The organism is Paenibacillus thiaminolyticus, from assembly GCF_003591545.1.
GTDB classification, from domain to species: Bacteria; Bacillota; Bacilli; order Paenibacillales; family Paenibacillaceae; genus Paenibacillus_B; species Paenibacillus_B thiaminolyticus_A.
Map to the genome: position 1 here is coordinate 31166 of NZ_QYZD01000012.1, position 24567 is coordinate 55732.

General features: G+C 46.6%; 20 protein-coding genes and 1 pseudogene. 19 read left to right on the forward strand and 2 right to left on the reverse strand.

All coding sequences use genetic code 11. The features are described 5' to 3' along the window. Positions 1–103: 103 nt before the first annotated feature. From DQX05_RS14475 to DQX05_RS14530, 13 genes and pseudogenes are all read left to right on the forward strand, one after another. On the forward strand, positions 104–1291 hold the full coding sequence (locus DQX05_RS14475; RefSeq protein ID WP_182914752.1) for a glycoside hydrolase family 88 protein: 1188 nt from the start codon (positions 104–106) through the stop codon (positions 1289–1291). A gap of 76 nt (positions 1292–1367) precedes the next feature. Next, positions 1368–3125 carry a sensor histidine kinase gene (locus DQX05_RS14480; RefSeq protein ID WP_119794281.1) on the forward strand — a complete coding sequence of 586 codons (1758 nt, stop codon included), beginning with the start codon at positions 1368–1370 and terminating at the stop codon, positions 3123–3125. Next, on the forward strand, positions 3100–4695 hold the full coding sequence (locus tag DQX05_RS14485; protein ID WP_119794282.1) for a response regulator transcription factor: 1596 nt from the start codon (positions 3100–3102) through the stop codon (positions 4693–4695). Before DQX05_RS14480 ends, DQX05_RS14485 begins: the two co-directional genes overlap by 26 nt. A 469-nt stretch (positions 4696–5164) precedes the next feature. Continuing rightward, the gene (gnpA, locus tag DQX05_RS14490) at positions 5165–7336 is read left to right on the forward strand and encodes a 1,3-beta-galactosyl-N-acetylhexosamine phosphorylase (protein WP_119794283.1); all 2172 of its coding nucleotides are present in this window, start codon (positions 5165–5167) and stop codon (positions 7334–7336) included. Between the two features lie 451 nt (positions 7337–7787). Continuing rightward, positions 7788–8351, forward strand: coding sequence for an alkyl hydroperoxide reductase subunit C (gene ahpC, locus DQX05_RS14495; protein ID WP_119794284.1), 564 nt, complete (start codon positions 7788–7790; stop codon positions 8349–8351). A 10-nt stretch (positions 8352–8361) separates the two neighbouring features. Next, positions 8362–9891, forward strand: a complete 1530-nt coding sequence (ahpF, locus tag DQX05_RS14500; RefSeq protein ID WP_119794285.1) for an alkyl hydroperoxide reductase subunit F — start codon at positions 8362–8364, stop codon at positions 9889–9891. Positions 9892–10355: 464 nt separating this feature from the next. Further along, a complete protein-coding gene (locus DQX05_RS14505; RefSeq protein ID WP_119794286.1) occupies positions 10356–10715 on the forward strand; it encodes an acetate and sugar kinases/Hsc70/actin family protein in 360 nt (119 codons plus the stop codon). 172 nt (positions 10716–10887) lie between these two features. Further along, a complete protein-coding gene (locus DQX05_RS14510) occupies positions 10888–11496 on the forward strand; it encodes a MarR family winged helix-turn-helix transcriptional regulator (protein ID WP_119794287.1) in 609 nt (202 codons plus the stop codon). After that, complete coding sequence (locus DQX05_RS14515) at positions 11486–12217, forward strand: 4'-phosphopantetheinyl transferase family protein (RefSeq protein WP_119794288.1); 732 nt, start codon at positions 11486–11488, stop codon at positions 12215–12217. Before DQX05_RS14510 ends, DQX05_RS14515 begins: the two co-directional genes overlap by 11 nt. A 593-nt stretch (positions 12218–12810) precedes the next feature. After that, positions 12811–13398: a matrixin family metalloprotease gene (locus DQX05_RS30315; protein WP_147385188.1), complete on the forward strand. Its 588-nt coding sequence runs from the start codon at positions 12811–12813 to the stop codon at positions 13396–13398. Between the two features lie 21 nt (positions 13399–13419). Beyond that, the gene (locus DQX05_RS14525) at positions 13420–13998 is read left to right on the forward strand and encodes a hypothetical protein (RefSeq protein ID WP_119794290.1); all 579 of its coding nucleotides are present in this window, start codon (positions 13420–13422) and stop codon (positions 13996–13998) included. A gap of 110 nt (positions 13999–14108) precedes the next feature. Beyond that, a pseudogene (locus DQX05_RS33425) lies at positions 14109–14278 on the forward strand (transposase); the annotation flags it as partial. A gap of 539 nt (positions 14279–14817) precedes the next feature. Further along, positions 14818–15549: a 4'-phosphopantetheinyl transferase family protein gene (locus tag DQX05_RS14530; protein WP_119794291.1), complete on the forward strand. Its 732-nt coding sequence runs from the start codon at positions 14818–14820 to the stop codon at positions 15547–15549. A 107-nt stretch (positions 15550–15656) separates the two neighbouring features. Here DQX05_RS14530 and DQX05_RS14535 read toward each other — a convergent pair whose 3' ends face one another. Both DQX05_RS14535 and DQX05_RS14540 read right to left on the reverse strand, forming a co-directional pair. Then, positions 15657–16562, reverse strand: coding sequence for a CgeB family protein (locus tag DQX05_RS14535; protein ID WP_119794292.1), 906 nt, complete (start codon positions 16560–16562; stop codon positions 15657–15659). Continuing rightward, entirely contained in the window at positions 16559–17641 is a 1083-nt protein-coding gene (locus tag DQX05_RS14540) for a polysaccharide pyruvyl transferase family protein (RefSeq protein ID WP_119794293.1), read from the reverse strand. Before DQX05_RS14540 ends, DQX05_RS14535 begins: the two co-directional genes overlap by 4 nt. A 484-nt stretch (positions 17642–18125) precedes the next feature. Between DQX05_RS14540 and DQX05_RS30800 the strand changes: the two genes are divergently transcribed. From DQX05_RS30800 to DQX05_RS14570, 6 genes are all read left to right on the forward strand, one after another. Continuing rightward, positions 18126–18764, forward strand: a complete 639-nt coding sequence (locus DQX05_RS30800; protein WP_220483179.1) for a WD40/YVTN/BNR-like repeat-containing protein — start codon at positions 18126–18128, stop codon at positions 18762–18764. Between the two features lie 230 nt (positions 18765–18994). After that, complete coding sequence (locus tag DQX05_RS14550) at positions 18995–19696, forward strand: response regulator transcription factor (protein WP_119794294.1); 702 nt, start codon at positions 18995–18997, stop codon at positions 19694–19696. Next, a complete protein-coding gene (locus tag DQX05_RS14555) occupies positions 19689–20984 on the forward strand; it encodes a sensor histidine kinase (protein ID WP_119794295.1) in 1296 nt (431 codons plus the stop codon). The genes DQX05_RS14550 and DQX05_RS14555 overlap by 8 nt, the downstream gene beginning before the upstream one ends. Before the next feature lie 207 nt (positions 20985–21191). Continuing rightward, the gene (locus DQX05_RS14560; protein WP_119794296.1) at positions 21192–22529 is read left to right on the forward strand and encodes an ABC transporter substrate-binding protein; all 1338 of its coding nucleotides are present in this window, start codon (positions 21192–21194) and stop codon (positions 22527–22529) included. Positions 22530–22645: 116 nt separating this feature from the next. Continuing rightward, entirely contained in the window at positions 22646–23503 is an 858-nt protein-coding gene (locus DQX05_RS14565; protein ID WP_119794297.1) for a carbohydrate ABC transporter permease, read from the forward strand. 21 nt (positions 23504–23524) lie between these two features. After that, a complete protein-coding gene (locus DQX05_RS14570) occupies positions 23525–24397 on the forward strand; it encodes a carbohydrate ABC transporter permease (protein WP_119794298.1) in 873 nt (290 codons plus the stop codon). Positions 24398–24567 lie beyond the last annotated feature (170 nt).

Below are 24567 nucleotides of genomic sequence, written 5' to 3' on the forward strand. Positions count from 1 at the left end.
AGGGTAAAAATTGTTCACATATCAACAAAATAAACGCTTACATTATGTGAGATGTATCCGCTATCATATAGTTGGCGTTGAGTTATTCTGAGAGAGGGCTGAAATGCAGATGTCTACAGAGGGAATGCAAACAACGGTAATGCAAGCAAATCAACTTTACACCCAAGCAATTGAGGACATTCTAGCAAAAACGCTAAGCAATATTGAGAGGTTTGGAACTCAGTTTCCGCATGTCAGCCTGAATGGGAAATATCAACTGAATGATAACAACGACTGGACCAATGGCTTCTGGTCGGGAATATTGTGGTTATGCTATGAGTATTCACAAGATGAACGCTATCGGCAGGCAGCAGAAGCTGCGGTGGCTAGTTTTCGTCAGCGGTTGGAGCAAAAAATTGTATTGGATCATCATGATATTGGATTCCTATATAGCTTATCTGCCAAAGCGCAGTGGATCATTACAGGCGATGATCGTGCTCGCGAGCTGGCATTGGCTGCCGCTGATCATTTCATAAAACGTTGGCGAAACACGAGCGATGGCAGCGGCTACATTCAAGCTTGGGGAGCGCAGGATAACGAGCAAGAAGCGGGCAGAATCATTATCGATTGCTTGCTTAATTTGCCATTGCTGTATTGGGCAAGCGAGCAAACCGGCGATCTTCAGTATCGAGAAATTGCAGAAATCCAAGCAGAGAAAACGCGGCGCTATATCGTTAGAGGGGATGATAGCTCGTATCATACGTTCTTCTTTGATACCAAGACAGGTGTTCCAATCGGCGGCGCCACTCATCAAGGCTATAGCAACGGTTCGACGTGGACGCGGGGGCAAGCTTGGGGCGTATATGGTTTTGCACTTTCCTATCGTTATACGGGAAATGAGGCATTTTTGGAGACTTCTAAGCGTATGGCGCGCTACTTCCTGGAGCATTTGCCTGAGGACCGTGTTGCTTATTGGGATTTCAATGCGCCTGTAACTGCGGATACGTACCGCGATAGTTCAGCTTCAGCGATTGTAGCTGCCGGACTGGCGGAGCTTATCTCACATCTGGATGATGCCGGCCCTGATCGTCCTTATTTCGAGAAGATGCTGGCAACCAGTATGGGGTCGCTGATTAACAACTATGCTACGATTGGCGACGATGCAGCGGAAGGCTTGCTTAAGCATGGCTCGTACTATGTCCATGGCGGTTTGTCCCCTGATGATTATATGATTTGGGGCGATTATTACTACTTGGAAGCGCTAATGCGTCTTACACGCGGTATTCCTGGCTATTGGTATGAGCGTAAATAGAAATAGGAAGATAAGGTCGCTGATTTGGCCTGAACAGTAACGGAACTTAGGTAGGAAGGGAAGTGACGTTAACCTCATGTTCCATTTAACTTATTATAAACGAATGTTACTTTCCTTCATGCTATTTATTATCGTGCCGATGGTTGCTGTATCTGTGCAATCTTTTTATTTAATTAAGGAATCGATGCTGGATAAGCTGCATGCAACGAACGAGAACATGTTGAACGTCATCGGTGCAGAATTTAGCAAAACGATCGATGATGCTACGTTTGCCTCCCATTATATTGTAAACGATGCAGGCTTCAAAACTAGCTTACGTCAATTCGCTGATGTGAAGCAGTTAAATAGTTTTGCTGATTATGAGAATTTCTCACAAATCAAAGCTGTCTTTTCGCTTATCAATTCGAAAACGTTGAATCGGCAGACGCACATGTACTTAATTAACCTCCAGCAGTTTATTATCCCTTCAGGAGATGATGAACCGGCTGCACTATTACCGCATTTACCTGAATTGTATAGCAAAATTAATTTCCAACAGCCAGAACGGCTGCAGTGGTTAGGACTACTCGAAGACGAAGGAGAGAGTAAATATTATATTGCTCGTGTCATATATGATCATGTCAGTAATAGGTATATGGCAGTGCTGCTGATTGGAATTGAACAGTCTTATTTCGAAAATGCATTACAATCTGTTAAGTCATGGGATGTTGCTCTCTTGGATGAACATGGTGACCGGATTGCTGGCTCAGCACAATTGCTTCCATCCGATACCAATAAGGCTGACGATCGTATGCGTTCGGAAGTCGTGCTGAGCAAAAACGGGTGGAAGCTTGTGTATGAGATGAGCAACAACACCTTTATAGGTATCATTTCAAGGACACTTTATATCGGTCTTGCTGAAGTCATGCTTTTTGTCATTATATTCTCTTTGTTTGCACTGCTGATCTCTAAACGATTGCATCGTCCGATTGAGCAATTACAGCAGGTTGCAAGACAATTTGGCAACGGTAAGCTAGATGTTAGGCTGCAAGTTAAGGGAAAGGATGAGCTAGCAGCGGTTAGCAAGACGATTAACTTGATGTTGGATCGGCTGCAACAGTCCATTTATGAGATGGAGCGGCAACAGGAGCAGAGACGAGTGATGGAGCTGGAGGCGCTGTTTATGCAAATTCGTCCCCACTTTCTGTTGAATACACTTAATTCAATCAAGTGTAGCTTAACGCTGCAGGATGATCGGCTGCATAGTGGCATGATTGACTCTTTAATGAGCTTACTGCGTGCCTATATGAAATTCAATGAACTGGCAACACTGCAAGAAGAGTGTGAGTTAATGGCTCACTACATTGATATTATGCAAATGCGCAGGGACATTCCAATCCAACTGCAAGTCGATGTAGAGCCACAATTACAGTTCCTTAAGTTTCCAAAGTTATTACTACAACCGATAGTTGAAAATGCAATTATACATGGCTTCGTCGACACTGATGTAGATATAGAGGGCAATGATACTAGGCGCCAGCAATCTCAAATTTGGATCTCCGTCTATCATGACTCGGATACAATCGTCATTGAGGTTGCCGACAACGGAGCAGGTATGGATGAGTCCATGTTGCATCGGCTGAATCAAAGTGTGTTACGTTGCAGTAATGAACCTGATCCTAGTTATAAGCGGGTCGGATTGGTTAATGTTGCCCAACGCTTGAAACTATCTTTCGGTTCAGAGGCTACGCTTTCTTTTGCTCATAATAGGTATGGCGGTATAACGGCACGGATGCAGATTCCAGTGACATCAAGCGGGGTGACAACTAGTGATATACACAGTGATGCTTATTGATGATGATGTGCCAATGCTCAAATTATTGCAGCAAATGATTGATTGGGAACAATTACAGTTGAAAGTTGTAGCTGCCACCTATTCCAGCGTAAAAGCAGTACACCTGTTTCAGCAGACCGTTCCAGATATTGTGATAACGGATATTGGCTTGCCGCAGACGAATGGGATTGAGTTAGCAGAACAGTTTCGCCAAATCAAACCTGAAGTGCGCGTCATTTTCTTAACCTGTCATGAAGACTTCAACTACGCGAGACAGGCGCTTAAGCTTCAGGCTGACGATTATTTAATTAAAGATCAGTTAACAGCAGAGCAGTTGCAACAAAGTTTGTCTAAGTCGCTGCGCTTACTGAAAAAACAATCATCGTCTGTATGTGTACAACCTTCAAGCTACAATCGACAGTTATTCAAACAAGGTTTATTACAGAGTGTGCTTGATCGAACGAATGTTGACGAGATCCTTAAATATGCTGCTGGCATTGGAATAAGGTGGAACTGTCCTTGGTATATGCTCAGTCTTGTACATGTACAATATGCTAGTTACGATGAACATTACTCACAGCAATCGCTATCGTTAATTTACTATGCCGTCTACAATATTGCGGAAGAGCTAGCGCGCAAGTATGAAGGTATCACGCCATTTTTGCAGCAACAGCATCTTGTCATTGTGTATAACTATCACGATAATTTAGCTGATAACAACGTGTTGCACTTCAACAGCTATCTACAAAAATTGAAAGCGCGAGTTGCACAATATATGAAATTACAGCTGGTAAGCGTCACGGTTATTGATAAGTTGCAACTTAAGCAACTTAGTACGTGTTATCACTCCTTATTACGCCATAAATATGAGTTTTATGTTGGGGAGTCGATGCTGATTGCCGATCGGCAGCAGGCGATGGGACCAACATGGCTGCAATTGCCTGCAGGGGAGTTGGACAACTATAAAGATGAACTGAAGCGGGCACTAGCTATCCATGATATAGATGGTATACAACGTATTATTGGGGATATGAAGCATAATTTTCATGCGAGAATGATTGAACCTGCTTCATTCATGCATGAGCTGCAAGTTTGCTTACGCGAGCTGACGGTTGCAGCTTCGGTTAGACTCGATGAAGCGATCTACAATTATATGGAGCACTCACGGACCCTTGTTGATGTGCTGGCATTAGCGGAACGCCCGCTAACAGCGATGGCTATGCCTAACGATAAACAGGGGAAACAAGGGCGAGGTACACTAGCTAGTAGCTATGAACCTAAGTTACAGCAAATTCAACATTATATCGAACAAAATTTAGCCGATAGTATTACTTCCATTGATATTGCGCGCTATCTGTATTTGAATCCAAGTTACTTCTCACGCTATTTCAAACGCTTGACTGGCAGCAATTTCACTGATTATGTACATCAGTATAAAATGAATATTGCTTCGCAAATGTTGAAAACATCTGGGCATACGCTGGAACAGATAGCAGTTGCACTAGGTTACTCAGACCGTACCTATTTCTCTAAAGTGTTCAAGAAGTATATGGGTGTAACACCAAGTGAATATAAGAACAAATGTTCTTAAATCTTTCAAAAAGTATTTGAGGAAAGAGATGATCATCTTATGACACCACTAACGCAGTTTACGATTGAAATTCACGATGTGAATCATACCGTATTGGCAACTACTTCTGATCAGGGGCAAGCCCAACTTGTATATCAACAACCATTCATCTAACGAAAACGAATGCAAAGCAGGTAATTAAGCTTACGCCGCGTCAGGTAGAGTCACTGACATTAAAGAACTTAATCAAGTCCGCTGACCCGTCACCGTTCCCTGCACTAACGCAAATTGAAGTTTATGGCTATGAAGTAGAGTGAGCGAATAAAAGATATAGAATGCAACCTGTTGCGAGCAGGGAGGTCTATATCTTTTTTTTGTAGCAAAGGTCAAAATTTTACCCGTGGAAGGTCATAATCCGTCCTTGGGTCTCTCTTTCTCACTGAGTATGATGGTATCAACAATCAGTTATTTGGAAGGGAGCATGTTACAAATGTTCGAGCAGAACCAGAACAAACAAGGTAGAGGGCGCCTCACCATCCCTACCGACCTTGATGTCGTAGGAGAAACGCTGAAAACGATGAAGTTGTGGGGCGCTGATGCTGTGCGCGATGCAGACGGCACAACTTTTCCGCAAGAGCTAGCTGAATGTGGAGCGAAAGTATACGCTACTTATTATACAACCCGCAAAGACAACAATTGGGCGAAAGCAAACCCTGACGAAGTACAGCAATGCTATATTTCAACCAAATTTGTTGCTGCTACAGATGCTGAACTTTCCATTCGTTTATTGGAGGGGATTAGCGAAGACTTATTACAAGTCAACAGCCGCGATGATATTTACCGCTGGTGGGAAGTCATCGATCGTACCACTGGCGAGGTCGTACCGACCAATCTCTGGCGCTATGATGAAGCTAGCGGCTGCGTTATCATTAGTAACACGATACCTTACCATGAGTATAGCGTGAGCTTCTTAGCCTATCTGATTTGGGATCCCGTTCATATGTACAATGCCGTCGTAAATGATTGGAAGGAATTCGAACGACAAATTACGTTTGACGTACGTCAGCCTAAAACACGGGAGTTTTCTAAAGGCAGACTGCGTGAATTTTTGCGGGACAAGCCTTATGTAAATGTAGTACGGTTCACAACGTTCTTCCATCAGTTCACGCTCATATTTGATGAACTACGCCGGGAGAAATATGTTGATTGGTACGGCTATTCCGCTAGCGTCAGCCCTTATATTCTCGAACAGTTCGAGCGTGAAGTTGGCTATAAGTTCCGTCCGGAATATATTATTGACGAAGGTTACTACAACAACCAGTATCGGATTCCGTCCAAACAATACTTAGACTTTATGGCCTTCCAACGGCGCGAAGTGGCACAACTAGCTAAAGAGCTCGTTCATATTACCCATGAAGAAGGTCGCGAAGCGATGATGTTTTTAGGTGACCATTGGATTGGCATAGAGCCTTTTATGGATGAGTTTACATCCATCGGGCTAGATGCAGTCGTCGGCAGCGTCGGCAATGGTTCAACACTGCGTTTAATTAGCGATATTCCTGGGGTGAAATATACAGAAGGGCGCTTCTTGCCATACTTCTTCCCTGATACGTTCCATCCTGGTGGCAATCCAACGGCAGAAGCTCAAGTGAACTGGTTAACAGCTAGACGAGCTATTTTGCGCAAGCCTGTAGATCGCATTGGGTATGGCGGTTACTTGAAGCTGGCGCTGGACTTCCCAGACTTTGTTGATTATGTAACGCAAGTTGCCGATGAATTCCGCGATTTATATGAGAAGGCACGCACGAAGCCGCTGTGCTTAGCTAAAGTTGCCGTCCTGAATAGCTGGGGGAAAATGCGCTCTTGGGGCTGCCATATGGTGCATCATGCTCTGTATCAGAAACAAAACTACAGCTATGCGGGTATTATTGAAATTTTAAGCGGCGCTCCTTTCGATGTATCGTTCATTAGCTTTGACGACATTCGTGAGCAGCCGCAGTTGTTAGATGAAATTGATGTCATTATTAACATTGGTGATGCTGACACTGCACATGGCGGCGGCGATAACTGGAAAGACCCGTTTATTGTTGAGCAAATCCGTGCATTTATTGCTGGTGGAGGCGGATTTATCGGTGTGGGTGAACCTTCTGCTGTTCAACATCAAGGTCGTTTCTTCCAGTTAGGCGATGCTCTTGGCGTAGAGCTAGAGCGCGGCTTCACCCTCGGCTACGATAAATACAATTGGGACGAAAAGCCGTCTCACTTTATTACCGCCGATATGGATGGTGACATTCACTTTGGTGAAGGCAAGAAAAATGTATATGCGACTAGCGCTGATATTCTAGCTTGTATGGATAAAGAAGTGCAGTTTGCAGTCAATCACTACTTTAATGGTCGATGTGTCTATATCGGTGGACTACCGTATAGTGCGGAGAACGCCCGCTTGTTGCATCGTGCAATATTATGGTCGTGCAGCAAAGATAGCGAATTGTACAATTGGTTTAGTTCTGATGCCCATACGGAAATCCATGTTTATCCGGAAACAGGTACGTATTGCGTTGTCAATAACACTGCAGAGCCACGCAACACGACAGTGTACGCAGGTGGCAACAGATTCGAACTAGAGCTCAAGGGCGGCGAATTGCGTTGGTTTAATATGTAAGTTTACGTCGCATTGCGATTGAATAAAAATTAGATTAGGCTGGGCAATTATTAGATAATTGTTCCAGCCTAACAATATCAAACAGCGGTCGTTTAATTATTTTCCGCCCCTGCCAGAGAGAGCAGATATTTTGCCGCATTCGCAGGCACTTCAGAGTAGAACTTGCGGATGGACGAAAGGTGTCCGTTTTTAGAATGAAGAAGCAGAGGGTTTAAGGGGTGGACTTATTGGGTAACATCTGGACAAGGCGTGAATACTCTGGATCAGTTCGCAGCATAATGAAAGTTGTGTGAAATTACAGAAAGAGTCTTTTTATAATTATTATAAAATAGCTTGACGAATTTAATTAATTAGTTAATAATAATAATTACAAAGTGTGTTTGGAATATGTTGTGTGCATGTTCCGAATATGCTCGATAATTAATAAAACACAGGTAAAGGAGATATGACCATGTCACTTATCGGAACAGAAGTACTTCCATTCAAAGCATCTGCATTTCACAATGGCAAATTTATCGAGGTTACCGAAGAAAATTTCAAAGGGAAATGGAGTGTCGTTTGCTTCTACCCAGCGGACTTTACATTCGTTTGCCCTACCGAGCTTGAAGATTTGCAGAACCACTACGGAGCCTTGAAGGAACTTGGTGTTGAAGTATATTCCGTATCCACGGACACGCATTTTACACATAAAGCATGGCATGAAAGCTCTCCTGCGATTGGCAAGGTTGAGTACATTATGATCGGCGATCCATCCCATGTAGTCTCCCGCAACTTCGATGTACTGATTGAAGCTGATGGTCTTGCTGACCGGGGTACGTTCATCATCGATCCGGATGGTATTATCCAAGCAGCCGAGATTAATGCGGGAGGCATCGGCCGCGATGCAAGCATCCTTGTTAGCAAAATCAAGGCGGCACAGTATGTTCGCAACCATCCAGGTGAAGTATGCCCGGCAAAATGGCAAGAAGGCGGGCAAACACTTAAGCCAAGCCTCGATCTCGTAGGCAAGATTTAAGGTGTGAAAAATGACACTAGACCAAGAAATTAAAAATCAACTCGCACAATACCTCCAGCTCTTGGAAGGCGCTGTGGTGCTCAAAGTCAGTGCGGGCGAAGACGCTGCATCGGAAGACATGATGGCCCTGGTCAATGAAATTGCCGGCATGTCATCCAAGATAACGGTGGAGAGAACGCAATTATCCCGAACACCGAGCTTCAGCGTCAATCGTCCAGGCGAAGATACGGGCATTGCCTTTGCAGGAACTCCTTTGGGACACGAGTTTACTTCCCTCGTATTGGCTCTGCTGCAGGTTAGCGGCAGACCTCCAAAGGTGGAGCAAAGTGTCATTGACCAAATCAAGAGCATTCGCGGCGACTATAAGTTCGAAACTTATATCAGCCTGAGCTGCCATAATTGTCCTGATGTGGTGCAAGCACTGAACTTGATGAGCGTCCTCAATCCTGGCATTTCTCATACGATGATTGACGGTGCCGTTTTCAAGGAAGAGGTCGAAAGCAAGGACATTATGTCGGTGCCAAGCGTTTACCTCAATGGTGAATTTTTCGAAAGCGGCCGTATGACCGTTGAAGAGATTCTTGCCAAGCTGGGCAGTGCTCCGGATGCATCCGAGTTCGACAATAAGGCTCCATATGACGTGCTTGTTGTCGGCGGCGGCCCGTCAGGTGCTAGTGCGGCTATCTACGCGGCACGTAAAGGGATTCGCACAGGTCTTGTTGCTGAACGCTTTGGCGGTCAGGTCAATGATACCTTGGGCATTGAGAACTTTATCAGTGTAAAATATACGGAAGGTCCTCAACTCGTAGCGAATATTGAGCAGCAAGTGAAAGAGTACGATATCGATGTGATGAAGCTGCAGCGTGCCAAGCGGTTGGAGAAAAAGGATCTTATCGAGATTGAACTCGAAAACGGTGCTGTTCTCAAGAGCAAGACGGTCATCGTATCGACAGGCGCTCGTTGGCGGAATGTCGGCGTCCCTGGGGAAGCGGAGTTCAAGAACAAAGGGGTAGCTTACTGCCCGCATTGTGACGGTCCTTTGTTCACCGGCAAAGATGTCGCGGTTATTGGCGGCGGTAACTCAGGAATTGAAGCGGCGATTGATCTCGCAGGTATTGTGAGACATGTAACCGTGCTTGAGTTCGCGCCAGAGCTCAAAGCGGATGCCGTGCTGCAAGATCGCCTGTACAGTCTGCCTAATGTTACTGTACTGAAGAACGTGCAGACACAAGAAATTACCGGAACAGACAAGGTGAACGGAATCTCCTATGTCGAGCGGGATACAGGAGTAACGAAGCACGTTGAACTGCAGGGTGTGTTTGTACAGATCGGTCTTGTTCCGAATACCGATTGGTTAGCGGACACGGTTGAACGCACGCGTACAGGTGAAATCGTGGTAGACAGCCATGGCGCAACCAATGTACCCGGCGTGTTTGCGGCCGGCGATTGCACCAATAGCCCGTATAAGCAGATCATTATTTCGATGGGATCCGGCGCTACGGCAGCATTGGGCGCGTTCGATTATCTCATCCGCAATTAATCGATATTGTTCACCAATGAACCAAGAGCCCTCACTTTTCATAAAGTGGGGGCTTTTCTTATGCCACAATTCCAGGTGAACCCCCCTTTCTACATATAAATACAATTGAGGTGGGTGAGACCGCGGCGGGGCGACTAGCGGAGGAGGGGGTAGGCAGCGAATCCTGCACAGATGCAGGAATTTTCACTAGTTTAGCTGCTATCTGATGCGAATCCTGCAAAAGTGTATCATTTTCGCCGATTTTTGCTTTTTATCCGCTCGCATGGCTTCAATTCCTGCAGTTTTGCAGGAATTCCTGTGACAGAGTAATCCGTCTAAGGGAATACTGTATTTCTGCAGTTTTTTCGGCAAAGCCGCGCAGCAAGAAGCAGGGGGGGGATGTCTCACTGCAGCAGAGAACGTCTTATGGGGACAGCCCGCGTTATGAGATCGCTTCCGCGGTCAGCGAGGACGCGGCCAAGCAGTTGCTCTACTACGTCGAGCAGGAATACTTCCGCGATCCGGCGCCTGCCTTGAAGTATAGCGAGGACGACTTCTTGAGACGGCACCGAGCTCAAAACGCAGATCGATATATTTTCTTGAGCAGAGCCTTGGCGGTGACGATGAACCTGTTCGGCCCGGGAAAGACCATTTTGGACGGCTGGTTCATGGAGTCGCCCCGATATATGCAGAGGATACATGCGCATCTTGCCAGATTTACGGTGGACGGCGGATATGACTCCAGTTGGGTCGTGCCGGCCAGCTTGGGCAAGCGCAATTATGTCATCGGCGCAGCCACGATGGTGCTGCACCAGTTGTTTAAAGGCAAAGTGTCGGTAACGTAATCGTTAGGGGCGCGAACAAGTTCATATTGCCACAGGTGAAGAGACTTCCCGAAGCGGGAAGCCTCTATTTTCATATTGAATGATTTATTCCAACCCATCGATACCAGCAACTGGTATAATGTGAATGATTGTTTTATTCTAGAAGAAATGTTTATTGAGGTGACGATTCCATTTGGCTACTCACAAGGAACTGTATGTCATTCAGCAAATTTACGGAACGCTTTTCCCGTTGGCGAACAAGCTGCAGACCAAGGGAGACGCATACTTAAGCGGCATCACATCAAGACAGTTTATGGTCATGCTTGCGATTCTTCATCTGCCGGAGGGGGAGGCGACGATCATCAATATTGCCAATAAGCTTGGCACGACCAAGCAGAGTGCAAGGCAGATGATATCCTCCCTTGAACAGAAAGGCTATATTGTCGCGAAGCCGAGTCAATCGGATAGACGTGCCGTGAATATCTCGATTACAGACGCCGGAAAAGAGATTATGCTGAAGTCCGGGGAAAGCTCAGTAAGCTTCTTTGCCGATCTGTCCCAGCCTTTCACTTTGGCAGAAATGGAGCAATTGTGGACCTTGTTGAAAAAGCTGTACCGCTTTGATGGCGGGGATCAAGATGGCTTTGAAGAAAATGTGTGTCTTGCTAAGGGAAGGGAAGAAGAGGAAATGACAAAGAGGACGTTGGAACAATTCTCGAGACAACGAGCCGCAGATGCGGAGCCGATTGTCGACAAGCTGAACGGAATTGCGAAGCGCGAAGGAGTTGAACATGATGTGTGAGAGCCGGGAAATCGGCATATTCGCGATGAGAGTCCCCGATCTTATCGATCAAGCGGCATGGCAGCAGCTGCTTCAGCTGCTCCCTTCGGATCGGCAGGACAAGATCAACCGCTTCCATTACAAGGCCGATGCCTATCGAAGCTTGCTGGCGGAGGTGCTCGTACGCCACATCATTGGCGAGAGAACAGGGCTTGCCAATTCCCAGATCGAGTTTCATTATAATAGCTACGGCAAGCCGGAGCTCGCTTCGGAGCTTCGTTTGTATTTTAATATTACGCACTCCGGCGAATGGATCGCCTGTGCCGTGCATGATGCAGAGGTGGGCATTGATGTGGAGCAGATCAAGCCTATCGATTTGAGCGTTGCGAGGCGATTTTTCTCGGCAGAAGAATATGAACAGCTTGAGAATGAGCCGCCGGAAGGCAAGCTGAAGCTGTTCTATGATTTGTGGACACTGAAGGAAAGCTATGTCAAGCTGCATGGACAGGGCCTGTCCATCCCGCTCGATTCCTTTTCCGTTCACAAATCAGACCAAGGGGAGTGCTCTCTCCGTTCTCCGGCCGATGCAGCGTCCCGCTTCTTTTTCAAACAATATCATGTGGCAGATCAATATTGTCTGTCCATTTGCGCGATTGAACCTGCATTTCCCGCAGACATTGTCAGATGTGACTATCCCGCGTTTTTGTCACAGCTAAGGAGTGGGGCACATGTCTTTCTTTAGCTTCTCGCCAAGGCAGGCTTGTTTAGCGAACTTGAGCAGATATATATACGATCCCTCTGTTTTCAAGACGGGCCAGATAGTCAATTGGCTCGTCTTTTGTTGTGCCTTGAACTGAAAAATATGAAATAGATTGCTGGACGAAACGATTGGTATGCTAAGAAAAAACATGTACCAATCCCAACCCGTGCGAAGACAAGAAACCCTTGAAGGGCATTGAAAATGAGACGGCTGGAACCCGATCATCCGGGAGCGATTAGGTGCAATTGGCTATATAGATCGTTAGTGAGCCTTTTTTAAAGGCCGACATCAAAAACTGTTTATTTCGAATTCCGTCAAAGCGAAGCATGAAGCGGCGCGGTGATCGACTGTACACTCGCAAACGGCTAGTAGACTTCTTGAACAAGAATATAAAATAGGAGGGTGATTCGCAGCGACGAGCTGATATGGATATACGCCGTTCAATGTCCGCCAAGCATTTATCTGAAATCGAATTTAAATTTTACTAAAATTTCCCTTGACAGCGTTTTATATGGGAGATACACTTCAAATAGTATGACACAATAGTTTACATCAAAATAGAAAGGAGAATTATTATGAAAAGGAAGATGTTGTTTCTTAGCCTTTCAGCAGTTATTTTAGTTATCACTTTTTCTAGTATTACAAACGCTGACACATTTAAAAAGTCACGAGTAGAAGGCATTTATAACGCCTGGTATGATTCTTCTGTATCCAGTTATGGCTACACAGGTGCTATTGATGCTGCCAGAAAGAATTGGAGTGATATTTCCTCTAATGTTTCTATTGGGTACACCAATGATAAAACGGGTTACAGTACGGATGAAGTTTATGTTGGAACAACAGCACAAGCTGACCTACTTGGTCGTGCATTACCTCATGTTATTAGTTGGCCAATAAATATCCCCGTTGACCCAGATATGTTTAACTGGGATTATTCTGTCGTTTCCTTCTATCATAATAATTTCGTTTCACATAATTTAAATACTTTTAATCTAAGAAAACACATTGCAACACATGAATTCGGCCATGCTCTTGGGTTAGCTCATACAACAGGAGCTAATCAATATAATTCAATAATGAAGTCAGGAACAAATGAAGAGGAAACGATATTTAGTCCTACAAGTTATGATAAAGGTCAATTAAGAGATAAATGGGGAAACTAATTTAAATTGGAGGGGGAACATGTGATTATCAAAAAGCGTAAAAAATTCATATATGTATTTTTATTATCTGTTTTAACCCTAGCTGGTTTATACTATTTTTTTATTTACAACAGCTATAAAGGAGAAGTCAGAGTTGACTCCACTTATATAGAATCTACTTCAACAGAAGATCTAATTAATAGAGCAGAATTAATAGTAATTGGCACGCCAGTTAATAATTTCGAGGAGAGAAAGCATGTAGTAAGTTATTATAATACAATGACGATCCAAGACTTCTATACTATCACAGACATGGAAGTAGAACAAGTTCTAAAAGGTCAATGGAACAACAAGAATATTTCTGTTATTGAACCAGTATCAATATTGCAAGGTTTTGATGGTAGAAGAAAACTAGTCTCTGACGATTATGTGGAAATGAAAAAGGGTAATCGATATATCGTAACACTTAAAAAGAACTCTTTTGGTGACTATAGCGTGATTAACATGAACAATGGTGTATTTAATCTTAACTCAACATCTTTTCATAATAAATTAACTTTTGAAGAGAACAAAAATGAAGAAATGAAAAATGAACTGAGTCGTTACTATAATATAAAATAAATTTTGGGGTAGGTAGACTTTTTAGTTGAGTCCGTATAATTGTGTAAAATAGCTTCTTCCAATTGCTATGTACTTACGCTCTGGTGGACTTTTGAGCACAACAGGAGTCAATCAATACTGACGGAACACGAGAAGTGCTTGATCACATTCTCGGCAATTCGGAATCGGAAGAGACGTGGGGAGCCTCCTTACAGGAACTGAAGTAGCGTGGTAGCGTGGGTTACGGGGCGTGGATTACATCGTCTCTGACCAGCATGGCGGGCTTGTGCGTGCGATCCAAGGCTCCATGTCATACCACGTCGGTCTTCATTTGAATTTCTGAATCATAGTATTCTAGATTAATCCAAAATATTTCTTAAAATGAGTAGTATATATTCGAATGTAATAATACTTTACACCATCGCCGGTCGCCATAACGAAGAGAAAACTCTGAACTTGAAGTGTTCATCTGCTCCACTTAAATGGTGCTCCTCTCTTTGTGAATGATGTTTAAAATAAACACCATTCTACCGAGGTTGGAGCACTTTTCGCTTTTAGATAATGCTACTCTTAAAATTCAAATTTAATTCCCTATTGAAACGCAAATCATATGGGGTGTAGAAAATGTTAAACGAAAAGTTTTATCATTCTATTAATTATGCAAGAGTCCAACATCGCCCAATCAGAATGCTTTTCGAACTGGTGTTTCGAATTAGAAAATCAAATCTTATTTGAACCAGTGAAAAAATTAACGCTAACAATTCGCGAGACAACGAGCCGCAGATGCGGAGCCGCTTGTCGGCAAGCTGAACGGAATCGCGAAGCGCGAAGGAGTTGAACATGATGTGTGAGAGCCGGGACATCGGCATATTCGCGATGAAAGTTCCCGATCTTATCGATCAGGCTGCATGGGAGCAACTGCTTCAGCTGCTCCCTTCGGACCGGCAGGACAAGATCAACCGCTTCCATTACAAGGCCGATGCCTATCGAAGCTTGCTGGCGGAGGTGCTCGTACGCCACATCATTGGCGAGAGAACAGGGCTTGCCAATTCCCAGATCGAGTTTCATTATAATAGCTACGGCAAGCCGGAGCTCGCTTCGGAGCTTCGTTTGTATTTTAATATTACGCACTCCGGCGAATGGATCGCCTGTGCCGTGCATGATGCAGAGGTGGGCATTGATGTGGAGCAGATCAAGCCTATCGATTTGAGCGTTGCGAGGCGATTTTTCTCGGCAGAAGAATATGAACAGCTTGAGAATGAGCCGCCGGAAGGCAAGCTGAAGCTGTTCTATGATTTGTGGACACTGAAGGAAAGCTATGTCAAGCTGCATGGACAGGGCCTGTCCATCCCGCTCGATTCCTTTTCCGTTCACAAATCAGACCAAGGGGAGTGCTCTCTCCGTTCTCCGGCCGATGCAGCGTCCCGCTTCTTTTTCAAACAATATCATGTGGCAGATCAATATTGTCTGTCCATTTGCGCGATTGAACCTGCATTTCCCGCAGACATTGTCAGATGTGACTATCCCGCGTTTTTGTCACAGCTAAGGGCTGACGCCTATTTCTGTATGTAAATGGTACGTCCGGTATTCATATCAAAAAATAAGCCTGCAACGGCATCTAAGTCCGTCTGCAGGCTTGCTCAGCTTTAGCAAGAAATGGCGCGCTGCCCGCGTTATTCCTAATTCCGGTTCGCCTTGTCCCGCAAAGACGCGATCAAATCAAGCACGTGACGGGCTCGATGTTCATACGTATGATTCCGGACAACATGCCGCTGCCCTTCGGCCGCGATCTTGGCGGCTTCATCCGGATGGTCTACTAAATAGTACCGCAGCTTCTCAAGCATATCTTCTTGTGAATCATAGAGAACATAATGAACTCCGTTCTCGAACAATTCCGATTGTTCGGGAGTATTATCCGTCAGGACTAATGCCCCGCACCCCATTCCTTCGAAGATTCTCATATTGAAGGCCTTAATTGTATCGGCCGTTTGGTTGAAGACGATTTTGGTATTTCCATAAAGTTCGCTAAGATCTTGAAGAAATATATTTTTCCGCAGTGACAGATTCGCCTGTCCTTGCAAGCGTGTTTCAATGACGCGCAGGCTTTCGTCCCGTTTTTGATACAGCTCATGACCGCGCGAACCAACAAAAGAAACGTCGATACGGCGCATCGCATAAGGGATATCCGAATAAAACAAATCGGGATCCACCCCGAACGGGAAGAATCGCACCGGTGCCGGGAAGCGGGATGCAAGGTGTAAGGAATGCGACATCAGCAGCATATCGGGACGATACAGTTCACACATCTTCAGGTTGTCCGCGAGACGATTTTCTCCGTGATGGATCCAGAAGAGAACGGGCGCTTGAATCTGTTCCCTGTGTGTAATGGCAACCGGGGGGCGGGAAGGACTCTCGACGAACAGAACCGCTGCATACTTTTGGGTATCCAGGGCGGAGAAATCGACGGCATTTATGATCACATCGACGCCGATCCCAAGCTTGCCGAATGCTCTTTCCAAATAGCTGCCGGGTGTGCAAGGGGTTTTTCCGTAACACATCAAAATGCGCTGCGGCAGAATACTCAATTGGTTTCAACCTCCTTTTGTAGTCTGCGGAAGAAAGGCTCCGCCAACATCTTCTTTTTTTGATAGGGGAAGACTTGTCTATCGATTTCGTTGACCGTGTCCGTATAGTTCTCTTCGATGCGGGTGGATAATTGCAGTAACTTCTGGTCGAGGGTCGAGCTATCGGTCGATAGGACATAAGGGAGCGCATCGATGGAAGCCGCGAAATCGAACACCTTGAAGCGGTATCCAAGCGCGATAAAAGGGATCCGCATGACGGCTGACAGCACAGCGGCGTGCAATTTGAAATCGACCGTAAATTTACATTGGCCTATTATGCTCATCAATTGGTACGGATTTACGGTTTCGAACAACCGTACGCGGTTCTTGCATCCTATTTTATGCATCATTCTTCGGCTGGCGGCGATGTCGTGAGGCCACATGACGAACATGAGAATAGAGTAGCCTTGCCGGATCCATTCCTTGGCGGCCCTGACCAACTTGTCCTCCACGGAAGCCTCATCATGGCCGAAGACTAGATTCATTGCGGTGCCCCAGTTGATTCCAATATAGGGCCTGTCACGCGGCAGGGGAGGCTCGTACGAGACGGGCTTCGCGTCTTCGGGCGTGAGGAGCAAAGCAGGGTCGCCGCTCACCGCGATGTTCTCCGCAGCGACTCCCCCCATTTGGAGAAAGGCTTGACTGAGAGGACCCCGGACGGCCGTGAAGCGGGCCCTTTGGAATACATCGCTGTGGATACTTTGAGCGATAAGCTTCGCAGGCAGCGGGGTGCCATTAAGCATGGCGTCCAGTCCTTTTTTAGACACGAGCTTATCGACCCCGGAACCCCAAATATAGTACGGTTTGTTGCCTTTGTCCGCCTCCGCAAGCTTCGCAAGATAGGTAGGGGCGATCAAAGAACCGCCCCCAAGCACAACGGCATCGAATGCTAACGGGTCTGCGCCGCCGGACAATGAGCCGGCGACCTCGAAGCGGCTCCCCTGGAGGTGCTTGTTGAACTGATGCCGAAACACATCCCACATAACTTGGTCCCCTGCGTTGTGGTAACCAATCTCCCCCAAATATAAGATTCTCTTCATATCAACACCACCTTCTTGCGTGCAACGCTGCTCGCCCTACTCTACAGTGATATGATAGTCACTGCCGATATGATATGGACAGCGGTTGAAAATCGTGAAATATGAAACTGGATTTCATAGATTCGGGCCAGTCCCTTCCACTCAACTAATACAATTGCTGACCACTCTCCAGACTGGGGCAAGCGGCCCGGGATTGGCAGCGATTATCACTCGCGTGGTATGGCGGGAAGAGATTGCCGTTATTGCGCTCCGCCTGGGCGACGGCGCACACTTCGAACGCGGCCGGTCGTATTCCTCTTACCGGTAACGGTCGGTTGGCCGGAATATGGATTAGACTGATAGAGAAGAAGATTGGGAGAATTCATAAGACTGGCCAGAGGTTTCTGGCCATTTTTTTCATTTAAGGTTCGTTAAAGGTAAGGTGCTTATAATTAGAAATCGTAAGGCAGCTGCCTACAAAAAAAGAAAACATGGAGGTATGAGTATGATTAACGTATTGAACACAACCAAAAAGAAAACGGGAGCAGCCATCCTGTGCGGCGCACTTGCTCTTACATTAGGAACAGGAGCAACAACAACCTTTGCAGCCGAGGGGAAGATGGATGCCCTGATGGCCAAAAATGAAAATGGAGTCATCACTTACTCTACGGATGGCGGGCAGACTTGGAGCGAGAACGCTCCTGTATATACGGAGACATTCGAATGGGTCGAAGAAGCCGGAATCAAAGCCAAGTTGATGGTGAAAGAGGAAAACGGCAAGAAGCTGTACTCTACGGATGACGGCCAGACTTGGAGCGAGACGGCGCCGGAAGGGCTGAGGGTCTTCTTCGGCAAGGGCAAGGGCGAATCAGAAGGTGTCGCCATGCAAAAGATTGGCAAGTCGGTTATGAGTGATGGCCAGACCTGGAGCGCAGAGACAGTCGAATTGGGCGAAGTGAGCATCAATTCCGAAGCCGGAATCACCAAGGTAATGGTGAAGGGGGAAAACGGCAAGAAGCTGTACTCTACGGATGACGGCCAGACTTGGAGCGAGACGGCGCCGGAAGGGCTGAGGGTCTTCTTCGGCAAGGGCAAGGGCGAATCAGAAGGTGTCGCCATGCAAAAGATTGGCAAGTCGGAGTAAGATGGAAAACGGCGTACAGCTGTTCTCGACCGACGATGGCCAGACTTGGAACGAACAAGCTCCTGAAGGCGTGCAAATCAAAAAATAACATCGCTTGAAGCAGTGCACAGATCCGCAACTGTTGGGGTGAAAACCCCAAGGTTGCGGATATTGTCATCGCAGCAGCGAACGGACCCGCGCCAAACGCTGCAGACTGGCGATATATCAGGCTTATAACCGAACAATGGAGGATGCAAGTGAGGATTTTAATGGTTGAAGATGAAAAGCATATGGCCGAAGCCATGGAACAGGTCCTGAAGAAGAAAAATTACAGCATTGACTTGGCGTTTGACGGCGAGTACGGCTTGGACTGCGGCCTTGCCGATATTTATGATATTATCATTCTCGATATTATGCTTCCTAAAATGGACGGCCTTCAGGTTCTGAAAGAATTGCGGGACAACGGGATCCAAACTCCGGTCATCTTGCTGTCGGCCAAGGGTTCAACCGATGATAAGGTGCAGGGTCTGGACAGCGGGGCGGATGATTACTTGGCCAAGCCTTTTCAGGCGGAGGAGCTGCTGGCCCGCTTGCGTGCCTTGGGACGCCGCAAAAATGTGCCGATCCATGACAGCATCTTGCAATATGGAGACATTGAGCTAGATCCGTTCTCCTTGCAGATTAGCTGCGGGAACAAGGACTTTAAGCTCACCTTAAAAGAAAGCCATCTGCTGGAGCTGTTGATCAGCCGGCAAGGGATGATTGTGTCCAAGGACACGATCATTGAGAAGCTGTGGGGTTACCATACTGATGCGGAGGATAACCATGTGGAAGTATACATCTCTTTTTTGCGCAAAAAATTAAGACATCTGCAATCCGCCGTTCGGATTCAAACGGTGCGGAGCGCAGGCTATCTATTAAAAACGTCAGAAGATGGGAAAAACTATGTTTAATCAACTGCGCAACCGGCTACTGCTGCTAAATATGTCCATCATATCTATTGTCATGATTGGCGCCTTTGCCGTCGTTTATTTTACGACCTCTAACAACATTCATATGGAAAATCAAAATAAATTGGACTCGGTATCTTCCAAACCTTACGCGGAATATTTTAGCTTGCCGGATGCGGCGGTTCCAGAGCAGAAAGTTATCGGTGTCGTTCCTTCCGAGTCTACCCTGTCATTCCATATGATTGTCGATACATATGGAGATGTCGTGAAAGTCATCTCAAATATCGACATGCCCGAGGAAATCTATTATAAAGCGGCGGAGCTTATCGAGATCGGGAAAAAGGAGAGCCGTACGATCTCTCTCGGCGACAAACGATGGCAATATCAAATCTCTCCTATGAAAGGCGAGGTTATGTTGCATGAAAACAGGACGAGTTTGTTTATCGGCGCGATCGGAGACCGTTATCAGATTACATTTTTAGATGTGACGGAGTCCTATAATACCTTGATGGAGCTTCTGACGACCTTATGTATTGTAGGTCTCCTTATGCTCTTTGTCATATTTGCGATCAGTCTGTTCTTTGCCAATCGGTCGATCGCGCCGATTGCCGAGATCTGGGAGAAGCAAAAGCAATTTTTTGCGGACGTTTCACATGAATTGAAGACGCCGCTTGCCATTATCAACGCCAATTCCGATGCTCTGCTTGCCAATGAGGGAGAGACGATTCAGAGCCAGCGCAAATGGCTCGATTATATTAAGAACCAAACCGAGAGAATGGGAAGGCTTGTGAACGATCTTTTATATCTCGCGAAGACCGAGGACACCAACCTCAAACTGAATGTTGCACCTTTTAGTATGAGTGAAATGGTAAGCGATGTGATCTTAGCGATGGAAGCGGTGGCGTTCGAGAAGGAGATTACGCTGCTGCAGGAAGTGGAACCGGATATGATCATCAAAAGCGATTGCGAAAAAGTGAAGCAGGTCATTACGATCCTGGTAGATAACGCGATCAAGTATACGGAGAATAAAGGCCATATTCAGATTACGTTGAAAAAAACAAGGCATCATGTTGCCTTTTCCATAAAAAACAGCGGCAAAGGCATCCCTCCACAACATCTGTCCAAGCTGTTTGACCGTTTTTACCGGGCTGATCCGGCAAGAACCCAGGAGAACGGCGGTTATGGCTTGGGCCTTCCGATAGCCAAAGCGATTATCGATCGGCTCGGAGGCAAAATTTATGCCGAGAGCAAGGAGAATGAGGGGGCAACCTTTACGTTCACGCTTGGATGATAAAGCGGCCTCCTCTGATGTTCCCGGAAGGTATACTTTCCCCGAATCCCTCTTTTTCACCCCGCGGCAGTCACGAGTCTAGTGGAAGTATTTATCCCTTAATCAGAGGAATGTATCCTTTGAATACACTGCCGCGTGGACTACACTTTAGGTATACACCAAGAACAACCTGCAGGGTGAACAAAAATACTTGGGGGGATTTGCAAAATGAAAAGGTCTTCATTGGTACTGATGAGCATTATGCTGTTGCTCTCCATGTTCCTCGCGGCATGCGGCAATAAGGGCGGCAGCAACGCCGGCGGTCCGGCTGAAGGAACAACACCGCCGGCCGAGACAGGATCGCAGGAAGCCAAAGCCGATCCGGTCAAGCTTCGCGTCTTCTCGACATTCGGAGGAACGGACCCGTCCCGGGAAGCGTTCCAAGCGCTTCTGGATGATTTTACGGCGAAAAATCCTCACGTCACGATTGAAAATGATCCGATGTCCGCGAATGACGACGGCTTCCGGACGAAAGTAAACACCGATATGAATAGCGGCAACGAGCCGGACTTGCTGTTCTACTTCATCGGCACTGACGCCGAAGGCTTCGTCAATGCAGGCAAGGTCGTTCCGCTGAATGAAATTCTTGATGCGGATGCGGAGTGGAAAAATGGATTCCTTGCGAACGCGCTTGAGCTTGCAAGACAAAAAGACGGCAATATTTACGCGGTGCCGTTGACCGGATTCTACGAAGGCTTGTTCGTTAACAAGAAAATCTTCGAAGATAACGGCCTAGAGCTCCCGACCGACTGGGACAAGCTGAAAACAGCGGTTAGTACTCTGTCTGGAAAAGGCATCATTCCGTTGTCCGCACCGTTTGACCAGTCCCACTATGTGGTCGAGCATGCGATTCTGTCCGCAGCAGGGCCGGAAGGTCAGGATAAAGGCTTGATCGACGGCATCGACCCGAACTGGGAAAAAGGCTACGCGGGGTTGAAGGAACTGTATGATCTCGGCGCATTCCCAAAAGATGCGGCGACGATTGATCTCGGCATGGCCGGCAACTATTACAGCGAAGGTCTGGCCGCGATGATTCTCGAAGGCTCCTGGGCCATTAATGGGTGGAATGACGACACGCGCAACAACTCGACGGTTGTCCCATTCCCGCAGGTCCCTGGCGGCGCCGGCAGCGGCAACGACATCGTAGGCGGCTTCGGCTCCGGATTCTACCTGCCTAAATCGACCTATGACGATGCAGCGAAGAAAGATGCCGCGATTGCATTGCTGAAGCATCTGACTTCCCCGGACAGCATTCAAAAAATCGCGACGGCGAACGGCGGTACGCCTGCTGCTGACGTGGAAGTAACCGGCTTGCCGCAGGTTGCGCTGGATGGATTCGCTATGGCGGCGAAGGCAGCTTCCATCAGTGCTCCGGTCGACAGCAAAGTGGCACAAGAAACGTTCTCCAATCTTCGCGCCAGCGTTCAACAGGTGGTAACGGGCAAGAAAACGCCGACCCAAGCGATCGAGGATGCGAAGAAAACCGAGGATGACAACAAAAAATAACATGAATCGCAGTATCGGAATCGGTTGAATATATGACGAACGCCGCCCCTCAATCATTATTCGGGCGGCGTAGTCATTTCGATGAAGGAAGAAAATAAACATCAAAGGTGATAAATATGAAGGGCGACCGAAAGTATATTGTGATGTTTTTACTGCCTGCAGCGGCGTTTATGTCGGTCTTTCTATATTATCCGTTCTTCAAGAGCGTCTATCTCAGCTTTTACCGCACCTCCGGTTTTTTCGACAAGAAATTTGTCGGCTGGGATAACTACAAGAGGCTATTCACGGATGAGCTGCTGGGCGCGGCAACGCTGCACACCTTGGAATTGATGATTTATGTAATTCTGTTCCAGGTAGGTATTGCGCTAGTGCTGGCGGTGCTGGTCGATAATATTCAAAAGTTGAAGGGATTTTACCGAACTGTCTTCTTTTTCCCTGTCGTCATTTCCGGCACGGCGATCTCCCTGTTGTTCGTGTTGTTCTACAACTATAATTTCGGTCTGTTGAACAATCTGCTGGCGAACTTCGGCATTGAAAAAATATTATGGCTCGATGAGAATAATGCGTTGAGAGCCGTAGCAATTCCAACGGTTTGGCACTACATCGGCTTTTATTTTGTCCTGTTCCTGACCGCCATGTCCAAAATTCCTTCCGACTACTATGAAGCGGCCAAGCTCGAAGGGATATCCGGCATCCGCAAAACAACGATGCTGACTATTCCTCTCATTATGAGCGATATCAAGGTTGTCATCACATTGGCGATTACGGGGACGTTGAAAGTATTCGAATTCGTCTGGGTCATTACGAAGGGGCAGAACGGGACGGAAGTGCTCGGAACGTACATGTACAAAAAGGCCATGGTGGATCAAAACTTCGGTTACGGTTCCACGATAGCCATTTACATGGTCGTGTTCGGCGTTCTGCTGGCGCTCATTGCCAACCGGCTGCTGAAGAGGGACGAGATTACTTACTAAGCATTATAGGGGTGTACAGTGATGGAGCCAACCTTAGTCGTGGAACGCAATGCTCGGCGAACGAAGTCTAAGCGGTTTAGCGTTAGCGCCGCCTTGATGTATGCAGCATTGACAGCGTGGGCCTTGACGACAATCTATCCGTTATTCTGGATTGTGAACAACTCGTTCAAGATGTCGCGGGATGTCATGAACAACTCGTTCGGAATCGCCTGGAACCCGGTGATGACGAACTACACCAATGCGCTGGATCGGATCAATATCGGAAAGAGCTATGTGAACAGCTTGATCATGTCCTTTGGCACCGTATTTTTTGTGCTTCTGTTTGGCGGTTTGGCAGCTTATATATTATCGCGCTTCCAATTCCGCGGCAAGAGAACCATTTATTCGATTCTTTACGCGACCTTACTCATTCCCGCATTTGCCACGGTTGTACCGGTGTATGAGATTTTGATCAAAACAAGCCTGGTCAATACGTACTGGGGGCTGATTCTGCCCCAGACCGCAGGGAACTTGACGTTCGCCACGCTGGTTATCGCGGGATATATGGCCACGATCCCGAAGGATTTGGAGGAAGCCGCATTTATTGATGGCTGCAACCGCTGGCAAATGTTCATTAAGGTGTTCGTGCCGATATCGCAGCCTGTCTTCGCGTCCACCAGCATTTTCGTATTTATGTGGTCGTACAACGATTTGTTCTCGGCCATGATTTTTGTCAACAAAGAAAATGTCCGGCCAATCGTGGCCTTGCTGAATGAAATCAGCTCACAATATGGAACCGACTTTGGACTGATGGCGACGGCCGTGTCGCTGACCGTCATTCCGGTATTGATTGTGTATCTGTTCATCTCGAAGTTTATCCAAAAAGGATTGACCGAAGGCGCTGTAAAAGGATAACGATCAGGCCTGACCTATCTAATGGAAGAAAAATTCTTGGAGAATATAACATAGCGGCTTCACTCTCTTGGCTTGGCGCTGGAAAGTCATGTCCGGGGGTGAAGTCTTTGCTTGTTGCCCGTTCCGAAGCTTCACATCAAGCAAAAAAGCGCACCACTCTTGCGAGTAGG